The sequence below is a fragment of the Kitasatospora sp. NPDC048239 genome (assembly GCF_043202015.1).
Taxonomy (GTDB): domain Bacteria; phylum Actinomycetota; class Actinomycetes; order Streptomycetales; family Streptomycetaceae; genus Kitasatospora.
Genome location: NZ_JBICZP010000004.1, coordinates 626,775 through 643,209, shown reverse-complemented (window position 1 = coordinate 643,209; position 16,435 = coordinate 626,775). Strand labels below are relative to the sequence as shown.

The 16,435-nt window shown below is 74.6% G+C and carries 16 protein-coding genes; 11 read left to right on the top strand and 5 right to left on the bottom strand.

Annotated features, from left to right (window positions below; genetic code table 11):
* The first annotated feature begins 5 nt into the window (after positions 1-5).
* Positions 6-605, top strand: a complete 600-nt coding sequence (locus tag ACGFZP_RS14485) for a TetR/AcrR family transcriptional regulator (protein WP_392932097.1) — start codon at positions 6-8, stop codon at positions 603-605.
* Positions 602-2,203, top strand: coding sequence for a glycerol-3-phosphate dehydrogenase/oxidase (locus ACGFZP_RS14480; protein ID WP_392932095.1), 1,602 nt, complete (start codon positions 602-604; stop codon positions 2,201-2,203). The genes ACGFZP_RS14485 and ACGFZP_RS14480 overlap by 4 nt, the downstream gene beginning before the upstream one ends.
* A 26-nt stretch (positions 2,204-2,229) precedes the next feature.
* Here ACGFZP_RS14480 and ACGFZP_RS14475 read toward each other — a convergent pair whose 3' ends face one another.
* Positions 2,230-2,523 carry a hypothetical protein gene (locus ACGFZP_RS14475; protein ID WP_392932094.1) on the bottom strand — a complete coding sequence of 98 codons (294 nt, stop codon included), beginning with the start codon at positions 2,521-2,523 and terminating at the stop codon, positions 2,230-2,232.
* A gap of 82 nt (positions 2,524-2,605) precedes the next feature.
* A complete protein-coding gene (locus ACGFZP_RS14470) occupies positions 2,606-3,367 on the bottom strand; it encodes an SDR family oxidoreductase (protein WP_392932093.1) in 762 nt (253 codons plus the stop codon).
* A gap of 98 nt (positions 3,368-3,465) precedes the next feature.
* Between ACGFZP_RS14470 and ACGFZP_RS14465 the strand changes: the two genes are divergently transcribed.
* Together ACGFZP_RS14465 and ACGFZP_RS14460 are read left to right on the top strand one after the other, a co-directional pair.
* On the top strand, positions 3,466-4,398 hold the full coding sequence (locus tag ACGFZP_RS14465) for a LysR substrate-binding domain-containing protein (RefSeq protein WP_392932091.1): 933 nt from the start codon (positions 3,466-3,468) through the stop codon (positions 4,396-4,398).
* 104 nt (positions 4,399-4,502) lie between these two features.
* Positions 4,503-5,078 carry a TerD family protein gene (locus ACGFZP_RS14460; RefSeq protein ID WP_392932089.1) on the top strand — a complete coding sequence of 192 codons (576 nt, stop codon included), beginning with the start codon at positions 4,503-4,505 and terminating at the stop codon, positions 5,076-5,078.
* 55 nt (positions 5,079-5,133) lie between these two features.
* On the opposite strand, the gene ACGFZP_RS14455 is transcribed toward ACGFZP_RS14460, so the two are convergent.
* Together ACGFZP_RS14455 and ACGFZP_RS14450 are read right to left on the bottom strand one after the other, a co-directional pair.
* The gene (locus tag ACGFZP_RS14455) at positions 5,134-5,796 is read right to left on the bottom strand and encodes a response regulator (protein WP_392932088.1); all 663 of its coding nucleotides are present in this window, start codon (positions 5,794-5,796) and stop codon (positions 5,134-5,136) included.
* Positions 5,793-6,995: a sensor histidine kinase gene (locus ACGFZP_RS14450; protein ID WP_392932086.1), complete on the bottom strand. Its 1,203-nt coding sequence runs from the start codon at positions 6,993-6,995 to the stop codon at positions 5,793-5,795. The genes ACGFZP_RS14455 and ACGFZP_RS14450 overlap by 4 nt, the downstream gene beginning before the upstream one ends.
* A 132-nt stretch (positions 6,996-7,127) precedes the next feature.
* On the opposite strand from ACGFZP_RS14450, the gene ACGFZP_RS14445 reads away from it, so the two are divergent.
* Positions 7,128-8,051, top strand: a complete 924-nt coding sequence (locus tag ACGFZP_RS14445; RefSeq protein ID WP_392932084.1) for an ABC transporter ATP-binding protein — start codon at positions 7,128-7,130, stop codon at positions 8,049-8,051.
* Entirely contained in the window at positions 8,048-8,905 is an 858-nt protein-coding gene (locus ACGFZP_RS14440; protein WP_392932082.1) for an ABC transporter permease, read from the top strand. Before ACGFZP_RS14445 ends, ACGFZP_RS14440 begins: the two co-directional genes overlap by 4 nt.
* 119 nt (positions 8,906-9,024) lie before the next feature.
* On the opposite strand, the gene ACGFZP_RS14435 is transcribed toward ACGFZP_RS14440, so the two are convergent.
* Positions 9,025-10,323: an FAD-dependent monooxygenase gene (locus ACGFZP_RS14435; RefSeq protein WP_392932081.1), complete on the bottom strand. Its 1,299-nt coding sequence runs from the start codon at positions 10,321-10,323 to the stop codon at positions 9,025-9,027.
* Between the two features lie 220 nt (positions 10,324-10,543).
* Between ACGFZP_RS14435 and ACGFZP_RS14430 the strand changes: the two genes are divergently transcribed.
* The 5 genes from ACGFZP_RS14430 (at position 10,544) to ACGFZP_RS14410 (ending at position 16,422) form a co-directional block, all read left to right on the top strand.
* Positions 10,544-12,619, top strand: a complete 2,076-nt coding sequence (locus ACGFZP_RS14430; RefSeq protein ID WP_392932079.1) for an FAD-dependent oxidoreductase — start codon at positions 10,544-10,546, stop codon at positions 12,617-12,619.
* Between the two features lie 43 nt (positions 12,620-12,662).
* Positions 12,663-13,205 carry a PadR family transcriptional regulator gene (locus ACGFZP_RS14425; protein WP_392932077.1) on the top strand — a complete coding sequence of 181 codons (543 nt, stop codon included), beginning with the start codon at positions 12,663-12,665 and terminating at the stop codon, positions 13,203-13,205.
* 118 nt (positions 13,206-13,323) lie between these two features.
* On the top strand, positions 13,324-14,136 hold the full coding sequence (locus ACGFZP_RS14420) for a hypothetical protein (protein ID WP_392932075.1): 813 nt from the start codon (positions 13,324-13,326) through the stop codon (positions 14,134-14,136).
* 232 nt (positions 14,137-14,368) lie between these two features.
* Entirely contained in the window at positions 14,369-14,833 is a 465-nt protein-coding gene (locus ACGFZP_RS14415) for an OsmC family protein (RefSeq protein WP_392932073.1), read from the top strand.
* Positions 14,834-15,021: 188 nt separating this feature from the next.
* A complete protein-coding gene (locus ACGFZP_RS14410) occupies positions 15,022-16,422 on the top strand; it encodes a tetratricopeptide repeat protein (RefSeq protein WP_392932071.1) in 1,401 nt (466 codons plus the stop codon).
* Positions 16,423-16,435 lie beyond the last annotated feature (13 nt).

The window sequence follows — 16,435 nt, the reverse complement described above, 5'->3', positions numbered from 1 at the left end:
ACATCATGTCAAGTAGTAACGCCGAGCAGCCGGCGCCCCAGGAACCGCGCAGCACCGACGACGCCATCCTCGACGCCGCCGCCGAGCTGATCGTCCATCTCGGCGTGCGCCGAACCCAGTTGGCCGAGATCGCGCGCCGCGCCGGGGTCAGCCGGCCCACCGTCTACCGGCGCTGGCCGGACGTCCGGGCGGTCATCGGCGCGCTGCTCACCCGGGAGATCCGCACCACCCAGGAGCAGGTCGAACTGGCCGGGCAGGACCGCGAGGCCTTCGTCGACGGGGTCGTCGAGGTCGCCGTCCGGCTGCGCGACCACCCGGTGCTCGGCGCGCTGCTGCGCTCGGCCGACTCCGACGCGCTCTTCGAGTACGTCGTGGAGCGGCTCGGCACCAGCCAGCGCGGCCTGCTCGAAGCACTGAGCGCCGGCATCGCCCAGGGGCAGCGGCACGGCTCGATCCGGGCCGGCGAGCCCATCGAACTCGCGGCGATGGTGCTGCTGATCGCCCAGTCCACCGTCCAGTCGCACCGCATGGTCGCCTCCCTGCTGTCCGAGGCGGCCTGGCGGCGCGAACTGGCCAGAGCACTGAACGGATACCTCGCGCCATGACCTCGACCGCCGCACGCCCGCCCGCCGCAGGCGCCCCGCTCGGCCCGTACGCCGGGACGGCCCGACTCGACGCCCGGCGAAGGGGCCTGGAGCTGGACGCGCTCAGCGGCGGGGGAGCCGTCGACCTGCTGGTGATCGGCGGCGGCGTGACCGGTGCCGGCGTCGCCCTGGACGCGGCCTCGCGCGGGCTGCGCACCGTTCTGGTCGAAGCCCGGGACCTCGCCTTCGGGACAAGTCGCTGGAGCTCCAAACTGGTTCACGGCGGTCTGCGCTACCTCGCCTCCGGCCGGATCGGCGTGGCCCGGGAGAGCGCGGTCGAGCGCGGTGTGCTGATGACCACCACCGCCCCGCACCTGGTCCGCGCGCTGCCGCAACTCGTACCGCTGCTGCCGGAGTTGCTGAGCCCGGCGCAGGCCGCGCTGGTGCGGGTCGGCTTCCACGCGGGGGACGCGCTGCGGCTCGGCGCCCGCACCCCCGGCACGGTGCTGCCCCGGATGCGCCGGGTCGACGCCGACCGGGCCCGCCGGCTCGCGCCCGCGCTCAAGGCCGACGGCCTGCGCGGCGCCCTGGTCGCGCACGACGGCCAACTCGTCGACGACGCGCGGCTGGTGGTGGCACTCGCCCGGACGGCCGCGCAGTACGGCGCCACCGTGCTCACCCGGGTGCGGGCGGAGGAGGTCACCGGTGGCTCGGCCCGGCTCACCGACACCCTCACCGGCCAGTCGCTCACCCTCGCCGCGCACGCCGTCGTCAACGCCACCGGTGTGTGGGCGGGCGAGGTGGACCGGTCGATCCGGCTGCGGCCCAGCCGGGGCACCCACCTGATCCTCGACGCGGCCGCCCTCGGCCACCCGACGGCCGCGCTCACCGTGCCCGTGCCCGGCTCCACCAGCCGGTTCGTCTTCGCCCTGCCGCAGCAGCTCGGCCGGGTCGCCGTCGGACTGACGGACGAGGACGCGCCCGGCCCGATCCCGGACGAGCCGGTGCCGACCGACGCCGAGCTCGACTTCCTCCTGGACACCGTCAACGGGGCCCTGCAGACCGCGCTGACCAGGGCGGACGTCCGCGGCGCCTACGCCGGGCTGCGGCCGCTGATCGACACCGGCGGCGGCAGCACGGCCGACATCTCGCGCCGGCACGCGGTGCTGGAGTCCCCGTCCGGCGTGGTCACGGTGGTCGGCGGCAAGCTCACCACCTACCGGCGGATGGCCGAGGACGCGGTGGACACCGCCGTCCGGCTGCGCGGCCTGCCGGCCAGGGCCTGCTGGACGGCGCGACTGCCCCTGGTCGGCGCGCCCGCGCACCGCGACAGCCGGCCGGTCCCGGCCGGGACGCCCGCCTCGCTGGCCGCCCGGCACGGCGGGGCGTCCCGGGAGGTGCTCGCGGTGGGGGAGGCGCTGGTGCCGGCCGCCGCCGACCGGATCGCCGAGGGGATCGACGTCACCCGTGCCGAGATCGCCTACGCCGTCACGCGCGAGGGGGCGTTGGACGCCTCGGACGTGCTCGACCGCCGGACCAGGATCGGGCTGGTGGCCGAGGACGCGGAGCACGCCCGCGCGGCCGTGGAGGAGATCGTGGCGGGCTGCCGGAAGGCGTAGGCCGACCCGGCCCGGTCGGGCGCGGATCAGCGCCCGGTGTGCTCCGGCATCGGCCGGACCGCGCCGCCCAGGTCCAGTACGCAGGCCAGCGGGCGCTCCGGCGCGCCGGTCCGCTCCAACCGCACCGAGAGCGGCAGCGGTGGCTCCTGCGACACCTCGGCGGACAGCGTGAGCGGGTAGCCGCCGTGCCCGCGGACCCGGTGGAAGGCGCACTCCTTGCCGTCCACGAGCACCTCCGTCTCGGTGATCCAGCCGGAGCGGACGTTCACGGTGACGGAGTGGCCGGCCTGGTCGAGGTGGAAGCTGTGCCGCTGGCGCATCGGGACCTCCCGCAGGGGGCGGGCGCGCCGACGGCCGCCCGCCCCGCCAGTCTAGGTCGCGGTGTGCGGCCCGGCCCGCCGGTCAGACCAGCCGTCCGCCGCCGTCCACGTGCAGCACCGTGCCGGTCACGAACGGGCTGCCGATCGCGAACAGCACCGCCCGGACGAGGTCCTCCGTGCTGCCCACCCGGCGGGCCGGGTTGCGCTCGGCGACGGAGCGCAGGAACGGCTCCTTGTCCGAGCCCATCCCGTCCCACGAGCCGCTGTCCACGATGCCCGGGGAGACGGCGTTCACCCGCACCGGCGCGATCTCCACCGCGAGCGCCTGTACCAGGAAGGCCAGTGCGCCGTTGGTGGTGGCCATCACCGTGCGGGCCGGGGCCGGGCGCCAGGCGGCGACGCCGGAGAAGAAGGTGAACGAGCCGCCCTCCGGGCCGCCGGTCGCGACCTGCCCGGCGAGGTGCTTGGCGAGCAGCATCGGGCCGATCACCTTGGCCGCGAACGCCCGCTGCACATCGGCGAGTTCCAACTCGGCGAGCGGGCCGTTGGCGGGCATCGCGGCGGTGGAGACCAGGTGGTCGAAGCGGCCGGTGGCGGCGGCCAGCGCGGCGATCGACGCCTCGTCCGCGAGGTCCACCGGCACCACCTCGGCCGGGCCGGCCAGCTCCCCGGCGGTCCACTCCAGCTTGCGCGGGTCGGGGCCCGCCAGGACCAGCTCGGCCCCGGCCGCGGAGGCGGCGCGGGCGAGCGCGCGGCCGGTGTTCGAACCGGCGCCGACCACGACGACACGGCGGCCCCCGAGCGCGGCGGGCACGGCGGGGGAGGAGGGGGAAAGAGTGGTCATCGGGGGCTCCAGAGGTCGAGTGGTGTTGCTCCGACCCTGCGCCCACCAGCGGTGATGCGTCCAAGGCTTGTTTTCTCCGCCGGCCATAAACTCCCTGCATGACCACGCTGCGACAGCTCGAATACCTGGTGACCGTCGTCGACACCGGCTCCTTCACCCGGGCCGCCGAACTGCTGCACGTCACCCAGCCCGCGCTCTCCCACCAGGTCCGGGCGCTGGAGCGGTCCGTCGGCGGCACCCTGCTGGAGCGCCTGCCGCGCGCCGTGCGGCTGACGCCGATGGGCCGGGCGGTCCTCCCGCACGCCCGCGCCGCCCTCGCCGACGCCGAACGGCTGCGCACCGCCGCCCGGCTCGCGGCCGGACTGGACTGCGGTGAACTGGAGCTCGCCACGGTCTACTCGGTCAGTCTCGGCATCCTCCCGCCGGTCCTGCGGGCCTGGCGCCGCGAGCACCCGCAGGTGCGGATCCGGCTGCGCGAGTACGCGCACAACGACGAGCTGCGCGCGGCGATGGCCGCCGGGCAGGCGGACGTGGCGGTCGGCACCCCGCCGCCGGACTGGGAGGGGCCGATCCGGGAGCTGGGCGTCGAGGAGTTCGTCCTGGCGCTGCCCGCCGAGGACGCCGAGGGCGGGGAGGGCGGGGAGGCGGACCGCCGGGCGGTGCCGCTCGCCGAGCTGGCGGAGCGTCCCTGGGTGCACTACGCGCCGGGCAACGGCCTCGCCGAACTGGTCGACGGCGTCTGCGCGGAGGCCGGATTCCGGCCGCGGGCCGCCGTGCGGACCGAGCAGACCGCGGCCGCGCCGCTGCTCGCCGCCGCCGGGCTGGGGCCCGCGCTGGTGCCCGCGAACATCGTCCCCCCGGGCTTCGACGGACTGGTCCGCCGCCCCGAACCGCCGGTGCGGCGCCCACTGGTCGCGTACACCCGAACCCGGCCCGACCCGCTCACGGCGGCCTTCGTCGACCTGTTGGCCCGACAGGCCTGTCTGCTGCCGCCGCACGTCTCGGCCCTGTTGGGCGCGTCCCGGGACTGATGGGGCGCGCCCCGGCGGGTGGTGCCGGTTGTGGGCGGATGCGTTCTGGTGATCTCTACAGTGTTGTAGATTCATTGCCAGGGAGAGCAACCGAGGAGGGCATCGTGGGAGTTTCGCTGGCCAAGGGCGGCAATGTCTCGCTGACCAAGGAGGCGCCGGGGCTGACCGCCGTCATCGTCGGACTCGGCTGGGACGTGCGCACCACCACCGGGGCCGACTACGACCTGGACGCGAGCGCGCTGCTCTGCACCGCGCTCGGCAAGGTGGTCTCGGACCAGCACTTCGTCTTCTTCAACAACCTGCACAGCCCCGACGGTTCGGTCGAGCACAGCGGCGACAACCTGACCGGCGGCGGCGACGGGGACGACGAGCAGATCAGGGTCGACCTGGCCGCCGTGCCGGCCGACGTGGCCAAGGTGGTCTTCCCGGTGTCGATCTACGACGCCGACGCCCGGCTGCAGAGCTTCGGCCAGGTCCGCAACGCCTTCATCCGGGTGGTCGACCAGGCCAACGGCCGGGAGATCGCCCGCTACGACCTCACCGAGGACGCCTCGACCGAGACGGCCATGGTCTTCGGCGAGCTCTACCGCAACGGCGCGGAGTGGAAGTTCCGTGCCATCGGCCAGGGTTACGCCTCCGGCCTGCGCGGCATCGCGACCGACTACGGCGTGAACGTCTAGTACGTCCGGTACGTCCGGTAGGGCCGGCGCGTTCGGTGCGCCTGGGCGCGGCGCCTCACCGCGGCGTCGCGACCAGGCCCATCTCGTAGGCCGTGATGACGAGTTGGACCCGGTCGCGGGCGTTCAACTTGGTGAACAGCCGGGCCACGTGGGACTTCGCGGTGGCCACCGAGATGACGAGTTCGTCGGCGATCTCGCTGTTCGACCGGCCCCGGCCGACCAGGGTGAGCACCTCCCGTTCGCGCTCGGTGATGCCCTCGACCGACCGCGGCGGGCGCTGCGCGGTGGGCGCCGGCCGGTCGAGCAGGTCGGCGATCAGCCGGCGGGTGACGCCCGGCGCGATCAGGGCGTCCCCGGCCGCGACCACCCGGACCGCCGCGAGGATGTCGTCCACCGCCATGTCCTTGACGACGAATCCGCTGGCGCCGGCCCGCAGCGCACCGTAGACGTACTCGTCCTCGTCGAACGTGGTCAGGACCAGGACACGGGTGGCGGGGCAGGACCCGGCGATCAGCCGGGTGGCCTCGATGCCGTCCATGCCGGGCATCCGGATGTCCATCAGCACCACGTCCGGGCCGGTCTCCCGGGCCAGTTGTACCGCCTCGGCGCCCGAGGCCGCCTCGCCGACCACCTCCAGGTCGGGGTGGTCGGTCATGATCACGCGCAGGCCGGAGCGGACCAGCGGCTGGTCGTCGGCGAGCAGGACGCGGATGCTCATCGCCCGCCCGCCCCGGCTCCGGCGCTGACGCCGGCTCCAACTGCGGTTGCGGCTGCGGCTCCGACGGGTTCGGGCAGCGGCAGCCGGGCCGACACCCGGAAGCCGCCCTCGGGCCGGGGCCCGGCGCTGAACCGGCCGTGCAGCAGGCTGACCCGCTCCCGCATGCCGGTGATGCCGAAGCCCGACCCCCCGAAGCCGGGACCCCCGGTCGCAGACAGGCCGCGCCCGTCGTCGACAACCTCCACCGACAGCTCCTCCACCCCGTAGTCGACGGCCACCCGGCAGTGCCCGGTGCCCGCGTGGCGGACCACGTTGGTCACCGCCTCCTGCACGATACGGTAGGCCGACAAATCGATGTCGGCCGGCAGTCGGCGCTGCTCACCGGCCCAGTGCAGCTCGACCCGGACCCCCGCGTCCGCGGTCGCCGCCACCAGCCGTTCGAGGTCCGCGAGGCCCGGCGTCGGCCCGAGCGGCGCCTGCGCCGAGCCGGGGTGCGGATCCGCCTGACGCAGGGCCACCAGGGTGCGCCGAAGGCCCGACAGGGTCTCCCGGCTGGTGGCCTCGATGGCCCGCAGTGCCTCGCGGGCCTCCGCGGGCTGGGTCTCGATGACCCGGCCGCCGACCCCGGCCTGGATCGCGATGATGCCGATGCTGTGCGCGACCATGTCGTGCAACTCCCGTGCGATCCGCAGCCGTTCGGCCGTCACCGCCTCGGCCACCTCCTGCGAGCGCAGGGCCGTCGCGTGCTCACGGCGCTCCCGGACCAGCAGGCCGACCATGACGGAGGTCGCCATCGCCAGCAGCGCCACCACCCCCATGCCGAGCATGGCGTCCGGCCCGGTGTACAGGCCGAGGGCCAGGACCTGCAGCAGCACCGTCACCGAGACGGCGGCGGTGCGTACCGACCGGGACCGGGTGGCGACGGTGACGCCCAGGACGAAGTCCACCACCAGGAAGGGGACGAACCGGGTCGGCGCGTTGCCCGGGGCGAGCTCCAGCACGCCGAGGGCGGCGAGTTGGGTCAGCGCCAGCGCCACCGGCGGGCTGCGCCGCAGCACTCCGAGCAGCAGGCCGAACGCGAGTACCGCCCCGGCGGCGTGCAGCCCGCCGGGCGCGCGGGGTGCTCCGGTGAGCAACACCGCTACCAGGAAGGCGTACAGCAGGCCCCCGCCCCAGGTCATCAGCCTGTTTCTCGTCATTCCGCGAGCCTATCGGCCCGACGCCGGCCGGACATTGGCCCACGGGCGTACACCCCCGGGATGGTCCGTCCGCGCGATCTGCAGCCCCCGGGCAGACGCGCCGCACCCCGTCCGGGCGGAAGGGTGGGGCCCGTGATCGAAGTCAACGAACTCTCCAGGACATACGGCGACAAGACCGCCGTCGACCAACTGTCCTTCACCGTCCGACCCGGGCAGGTCACCGGGTTCCTCGGACCGAACGGCGCCGGCAAGACCACCACGATGCGGATGATCCTCGGGCTGGAGACGCCCACCGGCGGCACCGCCACCGTCAGCGGCGTCCCGTTCCGCAGCCACCCGCGCGGACTGCGGCACGCCGGGGCGCTGCTCGACGCCGGGCACGTCCACGGCGGCCGGAGCGCCGAGGCGCACCTCGCCGCGCTGGCCCGCAGCAACGGCATCGGGCGCCGCCGGGTGGCGGAGGTGCTGGAGGAGGTGGGCCTGGCCGAGGCGGGGCGACGCCGGATCGGCGGGTTCTCGCTGGGGATGAAGCAGCGGCTCGGCATCGCCGCCGCACTGCTCGGCGATCCGCCGGTGCTGATGTTCGACGAACCGGTCAACGGCATGGACCCGGAGGGGGTGCTCTGGGCGCGCCGGCTCTTCCGCCGGCTGGCCGCCGAGGGCCGTACCGTATTCCTCTCCAGCCATCTGATGTCGGAGATGGAGCAGACCGCCGACCAGCTCGTGGTGATCGGCCGGGGCCGGATGATCGCCGCCGAGTCGGTGCGGAGCTTCGCGGCACGCGGCGACCACCGGTCGAGCGTGCTGGTCGGCACCCCGCAGGCCGCCGAACTGACGGTGCTGCTGACCGCGGCCGGCGCGACCGTCGAACCGGAGGGCTCGGCCGGCGCCGAGCGGCTGGTCGTGACCGGGACGGCCGCCGACCGGATCGGTGCGCTCGCCCTCGAGCACCGGATCGTGCTGCACGAACTCTCCACCCGCAGCGCCTCCCTGGAGGAGGCCTTTATGGAACTGACCGCCGACAGCGTCGAGTACCAGTCAGGACGGACCCGATGAGCACGCTCGCCGCCCCTTCCGCTCCGCCGCTCTCCCGGGCGGCCGAACCGCCCGCCCGCTTCGGGGACCTCGTCGCCGCCGAGTGGATCAAGATGCGGTCGCTGCGCTCCACCCCCTGGGCGCTCGCCCTCGTCACGCTCGTCGTCGTCGGGTCCTCCGTGGTGGCCTCGACGGCGGACCGCGCCCGGCTGGCGGGCCTCGATCCCGGCGCCCGGCGCGACGACGGCTTCCAGGTCTTCGACGCCTACCCGATGGCCGGCTATCTGACGCTGATGCTCGTGGCCGGCTGCGTCGGCGGGCTCGCCGTGGTCGGCGAGTACGGCAGCGGGCTGATCCGGACCACGACGGTGGCGGTGCCCGCCCGCGGGTCGGTGCTGCTCGCCAAGGCGGCGGTGGTCGCCGCGGTCTGGACGGCGGTCGGCACGGTCGTCTCGATCGGCTCCTTCGCCGTCTCCCAGGCCGTCCTGAGCGGCTGCCACGCCGACGTCTCGCCCGGCGACCCCGGGGTGGCGCGGGCCGTGCTGGTGTCCGCGTTGCTGGCGCCGGTCTGCGCGCTGGTCGGACTCGGCCTGGGGGCCCTGGTCCGGCACGCCGCCGGGGCCACGGCCACCACCACCTTCGTCCTGTTGCTGCTGCCGCCGTTCTTCTCCACCTCGCAGCGCTGGTCCGCCGACATCAACCACGCGATGGTGGCCTCGGCCTGGAAGCGCCTGGTCCAGCACTGGTCACCGCCGCCCGGGAGCGGCAGCGGCTTCGACTACGCCACCGTCACCGGCTCCTGGATCGTCCTCGCGCTCTGGCCGGCGGCCGCGATCCTGCTCGGGCTGGTGGCCGTGCGGCGCCGGGACGTGTGAGCGGGCGCCTCGTCGCGGTGGGTGCGTGGGCGCGCCTCATCGCGATGGGTGCGTGGGTGCTGCGGGCCGCGCGCCGGAGCCGACGAGCCGCCGAGGTCACCGGGGGTACCGGGGTCAGGTCAGCGGTGCCGGACCGGGGCCGCCGAGGAGGCCTGTCGGGGTGCCGGGGGAGCGCTGAGCGCCTGGCCGCCGAACCCGCCGCCGCCGGTGACCTGGTGCTGCCACCAGGCGGTCATGCCGGCCTCGTCGATGGCCGACCAGTCCGGCGCATGCGGCCCGACCTGGGCGGTGCCGAGCCGGCGGCCGAGGGCCACCAGCTCCCGCCCGACCTGGCCGCGCTCGCGGTCGTAGGAGTCGAGCAGTTCCGCCCAGGAGCCGCCCTCGCGCCAGGCGTTCTCGAACGCCCAGGCGTCCTGGACGGCCTTGACCGCGCCGCTGGTGTTGTGCGGGCGGACCACGGTGGCCGCGTCCCCGGCGAGCAGCAGCCGGCCCGCGGCGCGGCGCGGGGTCTCCAGGTCGTAGATCGGCTGGACGAAGGTTCGCTCGGCGGGGGTCAGCCCGAGCACCCCCGCCCAGTAGGGCGGCAGCTGCTCCTCGGCGAGCCGCCTGCCGTGGCTGAGCAGCTCGTCGGTGAGCTCGCCGGGCGGGATGCTGGTGGGGTTGTCCAGGCGCCGCCCGAGCTCGGCCGGCGGGGCGCCGTAGAGGACCCAGTTGACCTGGGTGGAGCCCGGGGTCAGCCCCGGGATGCGGTAGATCACGCACTGGCCGCCGGGGAAGCAGGCCGTGATCGCCTCCGTCTCCGGCCAGACGCCCGCGCCGCCGGGCAGCTCCGCCAGGTGCTCGGAGGGGAAGCTGCCGCGCCAGCAGATGTACCCGGCGTACTCGGGCCGCGCCTCCGGGCAGACGGCCTCGCGGACCATCGAGCGGTAGCCGTCGGCGCCGATGACCAGGTCGTACGACTCCCGGCGGCCGTCGGCGCCCTCCACCCAGGCGCCGGCCTGGTCGCCGCCCGCGCCGGCGACCGTCTCGGCGAGCCGGAAGGCGACGGTGTCGGGGGTGCGCTCGCGCAGGGCCTGCCAGAGCACGCCCCAGTGGTAGGAGTGGAAGGGCATCGGCTGCACCCAGAGCAGTCGGCCGCGCGGGCCGGCCGCGCCGTCGCGGGCCACCCAGTGGCGCTCGGTGAGCCGGTGGCGGCGGATGCCGTCGTCGAGGTGGCCGGCCTGGGCCAGTTCGGCGAAGCGGTCGTCGTGGACGCAGAGCCCGACGCCGCGGTCCTCCAGCCGGCCGGGGGTGCGTTCGAGCACCACCACCTGCTCGGCGCCGTTGCGGGCGGCCGCCCGAGCGAAGGCGCAGCCGGCGATGCTGCCGCCGACCACGGCGATCGATCCGCCGCGTATGCCGTCCGTGTCACCGCGCATGACCGTGCCCTCCCCGAAGCGACTACTGCGGTATGACCATACGCGTAATAGGTGGCGTGCTGACGGCCGGTCAGCGAAATCCGCCGGACCCTCGCGGCCCCTCTCCCGGTCGGCCTCCCCGTCGGTGCCCGCCGGGCGCCTTATGCAACTGGTTGCATAACCCTGGGGGAGTCCCCTACCGTTTGGTGGCAACGAGCCGCCCGCCGCACCAGGAGCACCGATGAGCAACGACCCCCAGGAGCTCCGGCCCACCCCGCAGGCCCAGCAGGCCGAGAGCCCCTACCCCCGGCTGCTGAGCCCGTTGGACCTCGGCTTCACCACTCTCCCCAACCGCGTGATCATGGGCTCCATGCACGTCGGCCTGGAGGAGGCCCGCGGCGGCTTCGACCGCATGGCCGCGTTCTACGCCGAGCGCGCCCGGGGCGGCGTCGGCCTCATCGTGACCGGCGGCATCGCCCCCAACGAGGCCGGCCGCCCCTGGTCCGGCGGTGCCATGCTCACCACCGAGGCGGAGGCGGACCGCCACCGCGTGGTCACCGACGCCGTCCACGCCGCCGGCGGCCTCATCGCGATGCAGATCCTGCACTTCGGCCGCTACGCCTACCACCAGGACCTGGTCGCCCCCAGCGCCCTGCAGGCCCCGATCAGCCCGTTCGTGCCGCACGCGCTCACCCCCGAGCAGGTCGAGCAGACCATCGAGGACTTCGTCCGCTGCGCCGACCTCGCCCGCCGTGCCGGGTACGACGGGGTCGAGATCATGGGCTCCGAGGGCTACCTGATCAACGAGTTCATCGCCGCCGCCACCAACCGGCGCGAGGACGAGTGGGGCGGCGCGTACGAGCAGCGGATGCGCTTCCCCGTCGAGATCGTCCGCCGGGTCCGCGAGCGGGTCGGCCCCGACTTCATCCTGATCTACCGCCTCTCCATGCTCGACCTCGTCCCCGGCGGCTCCACCCTCGACGAGGTCGTCCAGCTCGCCAAGGCCGTCGAGGCGGCCGGCGCGACCATCATCAACACCGGCATCGGCTGGCACGAGGCGCGCATCCCCACCATCGCCACCTCCGTCCCGCGCGGCGCCTACGCCTGGGTCACCAGGAAGCTGATGGGCTCGGTCGCCGTCCCGCTCGTCGCCGTCAACCGCATCAACACCCCCGAGATCGCCGAGCAGCTGCTCGCCGAGGGCAGCGCCGACCTGGTCTCGCTGGCCCGCCCGCTCCTCGCCGACGCCGACTTCGTCGCCAAGGCCCAAGGCGGCCGCGCCGACTCCATCAACACCTGCATCGGCTGCAACCAGGCCTGCCTGGACCACACCTTCAGCGGCAAGATCACCTCCTGCCTGGTCAACCCGCGCGCCTGCCACGAGACCGAGCTGGTGCTCGCCCCGACCCGGCTGAGCAAGCGGATCGGCGTGGTCGGCGCCGGACCGGCCGGCCTCGCCTTCGCCGTCTCCGCCGCCGAACGCGGCCACGCCGTCACCCTGTTCGACGCCGCCGAGACGATCGGCGGGCAGTTGAACATCGCCCGGCGGATCCCCGGCAAGGAGGAGTTCAACGAGACGCTGCGCTACTACCGCACCCGGCTGGCCGAGTTGGGCGTCACCCAGCGCCTCGGCGCCACGGCGGACGCCGCACAGCTCGCCGCCGAGGCCTTCGACGAGATCGTCCTCGCCACCGGCGTCACCCCGCGCACCCCCGCCGACCTCCCCGGCATCGACCACCCCAGCGTGCTCGGCTACCTGGACGTGCTGCGCGACGGCGCGCCGGTCGGCAGGCGGGTCGCCATCCTCGGCGCCGGCGGCATCGGCTTCGACGTCGCCGAGTACCTGACCGACCAGGGCGACGCGGCCAGCCTCAACCCGCCCGTGTTCCACCGCAAGTGGGGCATCGACCCCGAGTACCGCGAGCGCGGCGGCCTCGCCCGCCCCGAGCGGCCCGAGTCCCCGCGCAGCGTCCACCTGCTCCAGCGCAAGACCACCAAGGTCGGCGCCGGCCTCGGCAAGACCACCGGCTGGATCCACCGCACCGAGCTCAAGCACCGCGGCGTCGTGATGCAGGCGGGGGTCACGTACGACCTCATCGACGACGCCGGGCTGCACATCACCGTGGACGGCGAGCGCCAACTGCTGCCCGTCGACACCGTCGTCCTGTGCACCGGCCAGGAGCCGCGCCGCGACCTGGACACGGCGCTGCGCGGCCTCGGCCTCACCCCGCACCTGATCGGCGGCGCCGACGTGGCCGCCGAACTGGACGCCAAGCAGGCCATCAAGCAGGGCACCGAACTGGCGGCCGCCCTCTGACGCCGTTCGGCCTCTCGGGTGGGTCGGGCCCTAGGATCGACGCATGTCGCTGCCACACGCCATCCTCACCGCCCTCCTGGAGAAGCCGTCCTCGGGGCTGGAGCTGACCCGGCGGTTCGACAAGTCGATCGGCTTCTTCTGGTCCGCCACCCACCAGCAGATCTACCGCGAGCTGAGTCGGCTGGAGGCCGGCGGCCTGATCCGCGCACTCGCGGCCACCGGCCCGGTGCGCGGCCAGAAGAAGGAGTACGAGGTGCTGCCGGCCGGCCGCGCGGAGCTGGAGCGCTGGACGGCCGGCGGCGACGAGCCCAAGACGATCCGCGAACCACTGCTGCTGCGCCTGCGCGCGGCGGCGGTGGTCGGCGCGAGCGGCCTGGACGCCGAACTGGAGCGCCATCTCGCCCTGCACCGCGCGCAGCTGGCCCGCTACCTGGAGATCGAGCAGCGCGACTTCCCGCCCGAGAAGGCGGCGGACGAGAACCGCCTCCAGCACGCCGTACTGCGGGCCGGCCTCGGGCTGGAGGCCTTCTGGGTGGAGTGGCTCACCGAGACGCTGGCCGCGCTGCCGCCGTCGGACCAGTCCTGACCTGCGGATTCTCCTCCCCTCGGGCGGGTCGGCAGGCCGGGTGGGACACTGGGTGCCTGTCTCCCGTCCCCTCCTCCCGCGTTCCCGTCCCTGCCCGAACCATCGACCGGGGGCCCGCATGTCGTCACACCCGAGGCCTCTCCTCGCCCTGACCGCCGCCGCCGTCGTCACCGTGGCCACCCTCGGGGCGACCGGATTCGCCGGCCCGCCGACCGCGACGGCCATCGAACTCCGGGCCGCCGCCCCGGCCGCGGACCTGCCCACCACGGAGCAGCTCCGGACGGCCCTGCTCACCGTCGCCGAACTCGGCCCGAACTTCACCGAGGTACCCGCCTCCGAGGCCGCGTCCCCCGGTGCGACCCCGTCACCGGTGAGCGGCTGCGAGGCCCTCAGCGCCCTCCTCAACCGGCACGACACCGGCGTCTCCCCCCAACAGCCTCACGCCGAGGTCGAGTTCGACGGCGAAGACGCCAATCCGATGATCACCGAGTCGCTCACCGCCGAGGATCAGGCCCAACTCACCACCGACTTCGCGGCCTTCAGCGATGCGTTCAACACCTGCCACACCCTGACCTTCAACAGCGGCACCGACTCCGAGGTCAGCTTCACCGTCACCCCCCTCGCCCTCGGCGACCGCCCCGACGCCCCCGCCGTCCGCCTCGACGGCACCCTCGCCGGCGTCCAACTCAACGGCTACCTCGCCCTGGAACGCCTCGGCAGCGTCGCCCTCGCCTACGGCTTCTTCCAGCGCGACAGCGGCTCCTCCCAACTCGCCTCCCTCTACTACCGCGCGGCCCTCGCCAAAGCCGAACGCACCCTCGGCAGCACCGCGGGCAGCACCACCGCCCCCACGGCCCCGGCCGGGGTGACGGTCGGATTCCCCTCGGGCGCAGTCCCCTCGGGCACAGTCCCGTCGGGCGCAGTCCAGTGAGGTGAGCCGGCCACCCGACTGTGGTCGGGTGGCCGGCCTGGCCGGTGGTGGGGGAGTTCAGGTGGTCCTGAAGGTGCGGCCGGGGAGGGCGCGCCAGGGGCTCCACGGGGCGCCGTTGGTCTGCCCGCTGCCCGCTGCCCGTGCTGGAACCGGTGGCACCCGGCACGTAGCCTCGGCCGGGTGAGAGGCACGAGGTGCGTGCCCGTGGTGGATCCGCAGGTGAGGAGTGACGGTGGAGCAGCAGAGGACCGAGCAGGGGCTCGTCGTGGTGAGCGAGAACGGTGTCGGCCGGTACGGGCAGCGGGTGCTGGCGGGGCGGCACGAGTTGACGGCCGACGAGCCCGCGCCGGCGGGGGAGGACAGTGGGCCGAACCCGTATGACCTGCTGTTGGCCGCGCTCGGGAGCTGCACCTCGATGACGGTGCGGATGTACGCCGAGCGCAAGGGCTGGCCGCTGGAGAAGGTCACCGTCGCGCTGCGGCACCAGCGGGTGCACGCGGAGGACTGCGCCGAGTGCGAGAGCGGCCACGGGCTGGTCGACCTCATCACCCGGGAGATCCGGTTCGACGGGCCGCTGGACGCCGAGCAGCGCCGGCGGCTGCTGGACATCGCCGAGAAGTGCCCGGTGCACCGGACGCTGACCGCGGGTCTGGTCGTCAGCACCACGGAGACGCCGTCCGCGGACGTGCGGTCCTGACGGGCAGGGGGCGCCGGAGGAGGTCCGCCCCACCGAGGCCGGGCGTCCGGCGGTGGTGTCCGAAAGCCGGATGATCATGGCCGATCTCGGGCAGCATGGGAGGGGCGGCGCTGCGGCGCCGCCGTCCGGTCGGGTGGACGCCCGACCGGTGTCCGGCGTGCACCATCCGTACACCTACAGGGGGTCAGGTGGAGGAGCAGCAGGACCGTGCGGCCGCCGAGCGCGGCGATCTCAAGGCGATGATCCGGCTGGGCTGGTTGCTGGAGGAGCGCGGGGACTCCGGCGGGGCCGAGGAGTGGTACCGGCGGGCCGCCGCCGGCGGGGACCCGGACGGGATGGCGCGGCTGGGCCAGCTGTTCCGCGACCGGGGCGAGCCGGAGGCGGCCGAGGAGTGGATGGGCAGGGCCGCTGAGGCGGGGAACGTGAACGCGATGGGAGGCATGGGCTACCTCCTCGAGCAGCGCGGCGACCTCGCCGGCGCCCGGAGCTGGTACCACCGGGCGGTCGAACACGGCGACACCTACGCGATGTGGAAGATCGGGTGCCTGCTGGTGCAGGAGAGCCGTCTGGACGCGGCGCGGGAGTGGCTGCGCAGGGCGGCCGACACCGCGGGCTACTCCGTGGTGCGGGGAAACGCGCTGAGGGATCTGGCGCGCCTGGCGATGCAGCGCGGTGACCTGGTCGAGGCGGAGGAGCTGGTGCGGAGCGCCGCCACGATCGTGTCGCAGGCGAGTGACGCTCCGCAGAACGACGCGGTCGAGCTGGTGGCCGAGCTGCTGACCCTGCTGGCGTCCCTGCTGATGGAGCGCGGCGAACCGGAGGAGGCGGAGGGGATGCTGCGCTGGGCCGTCGGCGTCGGGCACCTCCCCGCGGTCTTCGGCATGGCCGGCCTGCGGGAGCAGCAGGGGGACCTGGCCGGCGCCGAGGAGTGGCACCGCCAGGCGGCGGAGGCCGGGGACGTCCGCTCGATGATGATGCTGGCCACCCTGCTGCAGGAGCGCGGGGACGACGCCGGGGCCGAGCCGTGGTACCGGTCGGCGGCCGGGGCGGGGGCGCCGCTGGCGATGGACCTGCTGGGCAGGCTGCTGGAGAAGCGGCAGGACTTCGCCGAGGCGGAGCGGTGGTACCGGGAGGCGGTGAGCGCCGGGATCCCGCAGACGGTGCTGCGGCTGGCCGTCGTGCTGGAACGGCGCGGCGCGCTTGCGGAGGCGGAGCAGTGGTTCCGCACGGCGGCGGACGGCGGGGACGCGCTCGCCATGTTCCGGCTGGGTGAGCTGGCGGAGCGGCGCGAGGATCCGGACGAGGCGGAGCGGTGGTACCTGCGGTCCGCCGAGGCGGGCAGCGAGTTCGGCATGTTCCAGGTGGGGCGGTTGCAGTGGAACCGCCGGGACCTGGAGGGGGCGGAACTCTGGCTGCGCAGGAGCGCCGCCTGCGGCAACGCGTCGGCGATGGCGATGCTCGGGCTGCTGCTGGCCGAACTCGGCGAGACGGCCCAGGCGGAACACTGGTGCCGGCTGGCGGTCGGTGCCGGCTACGCCAACGCGCTGATCGATCTGAAGGCCGTGACGGACGCGCGGCGTTGGGGATGACGGACGAGAAGGG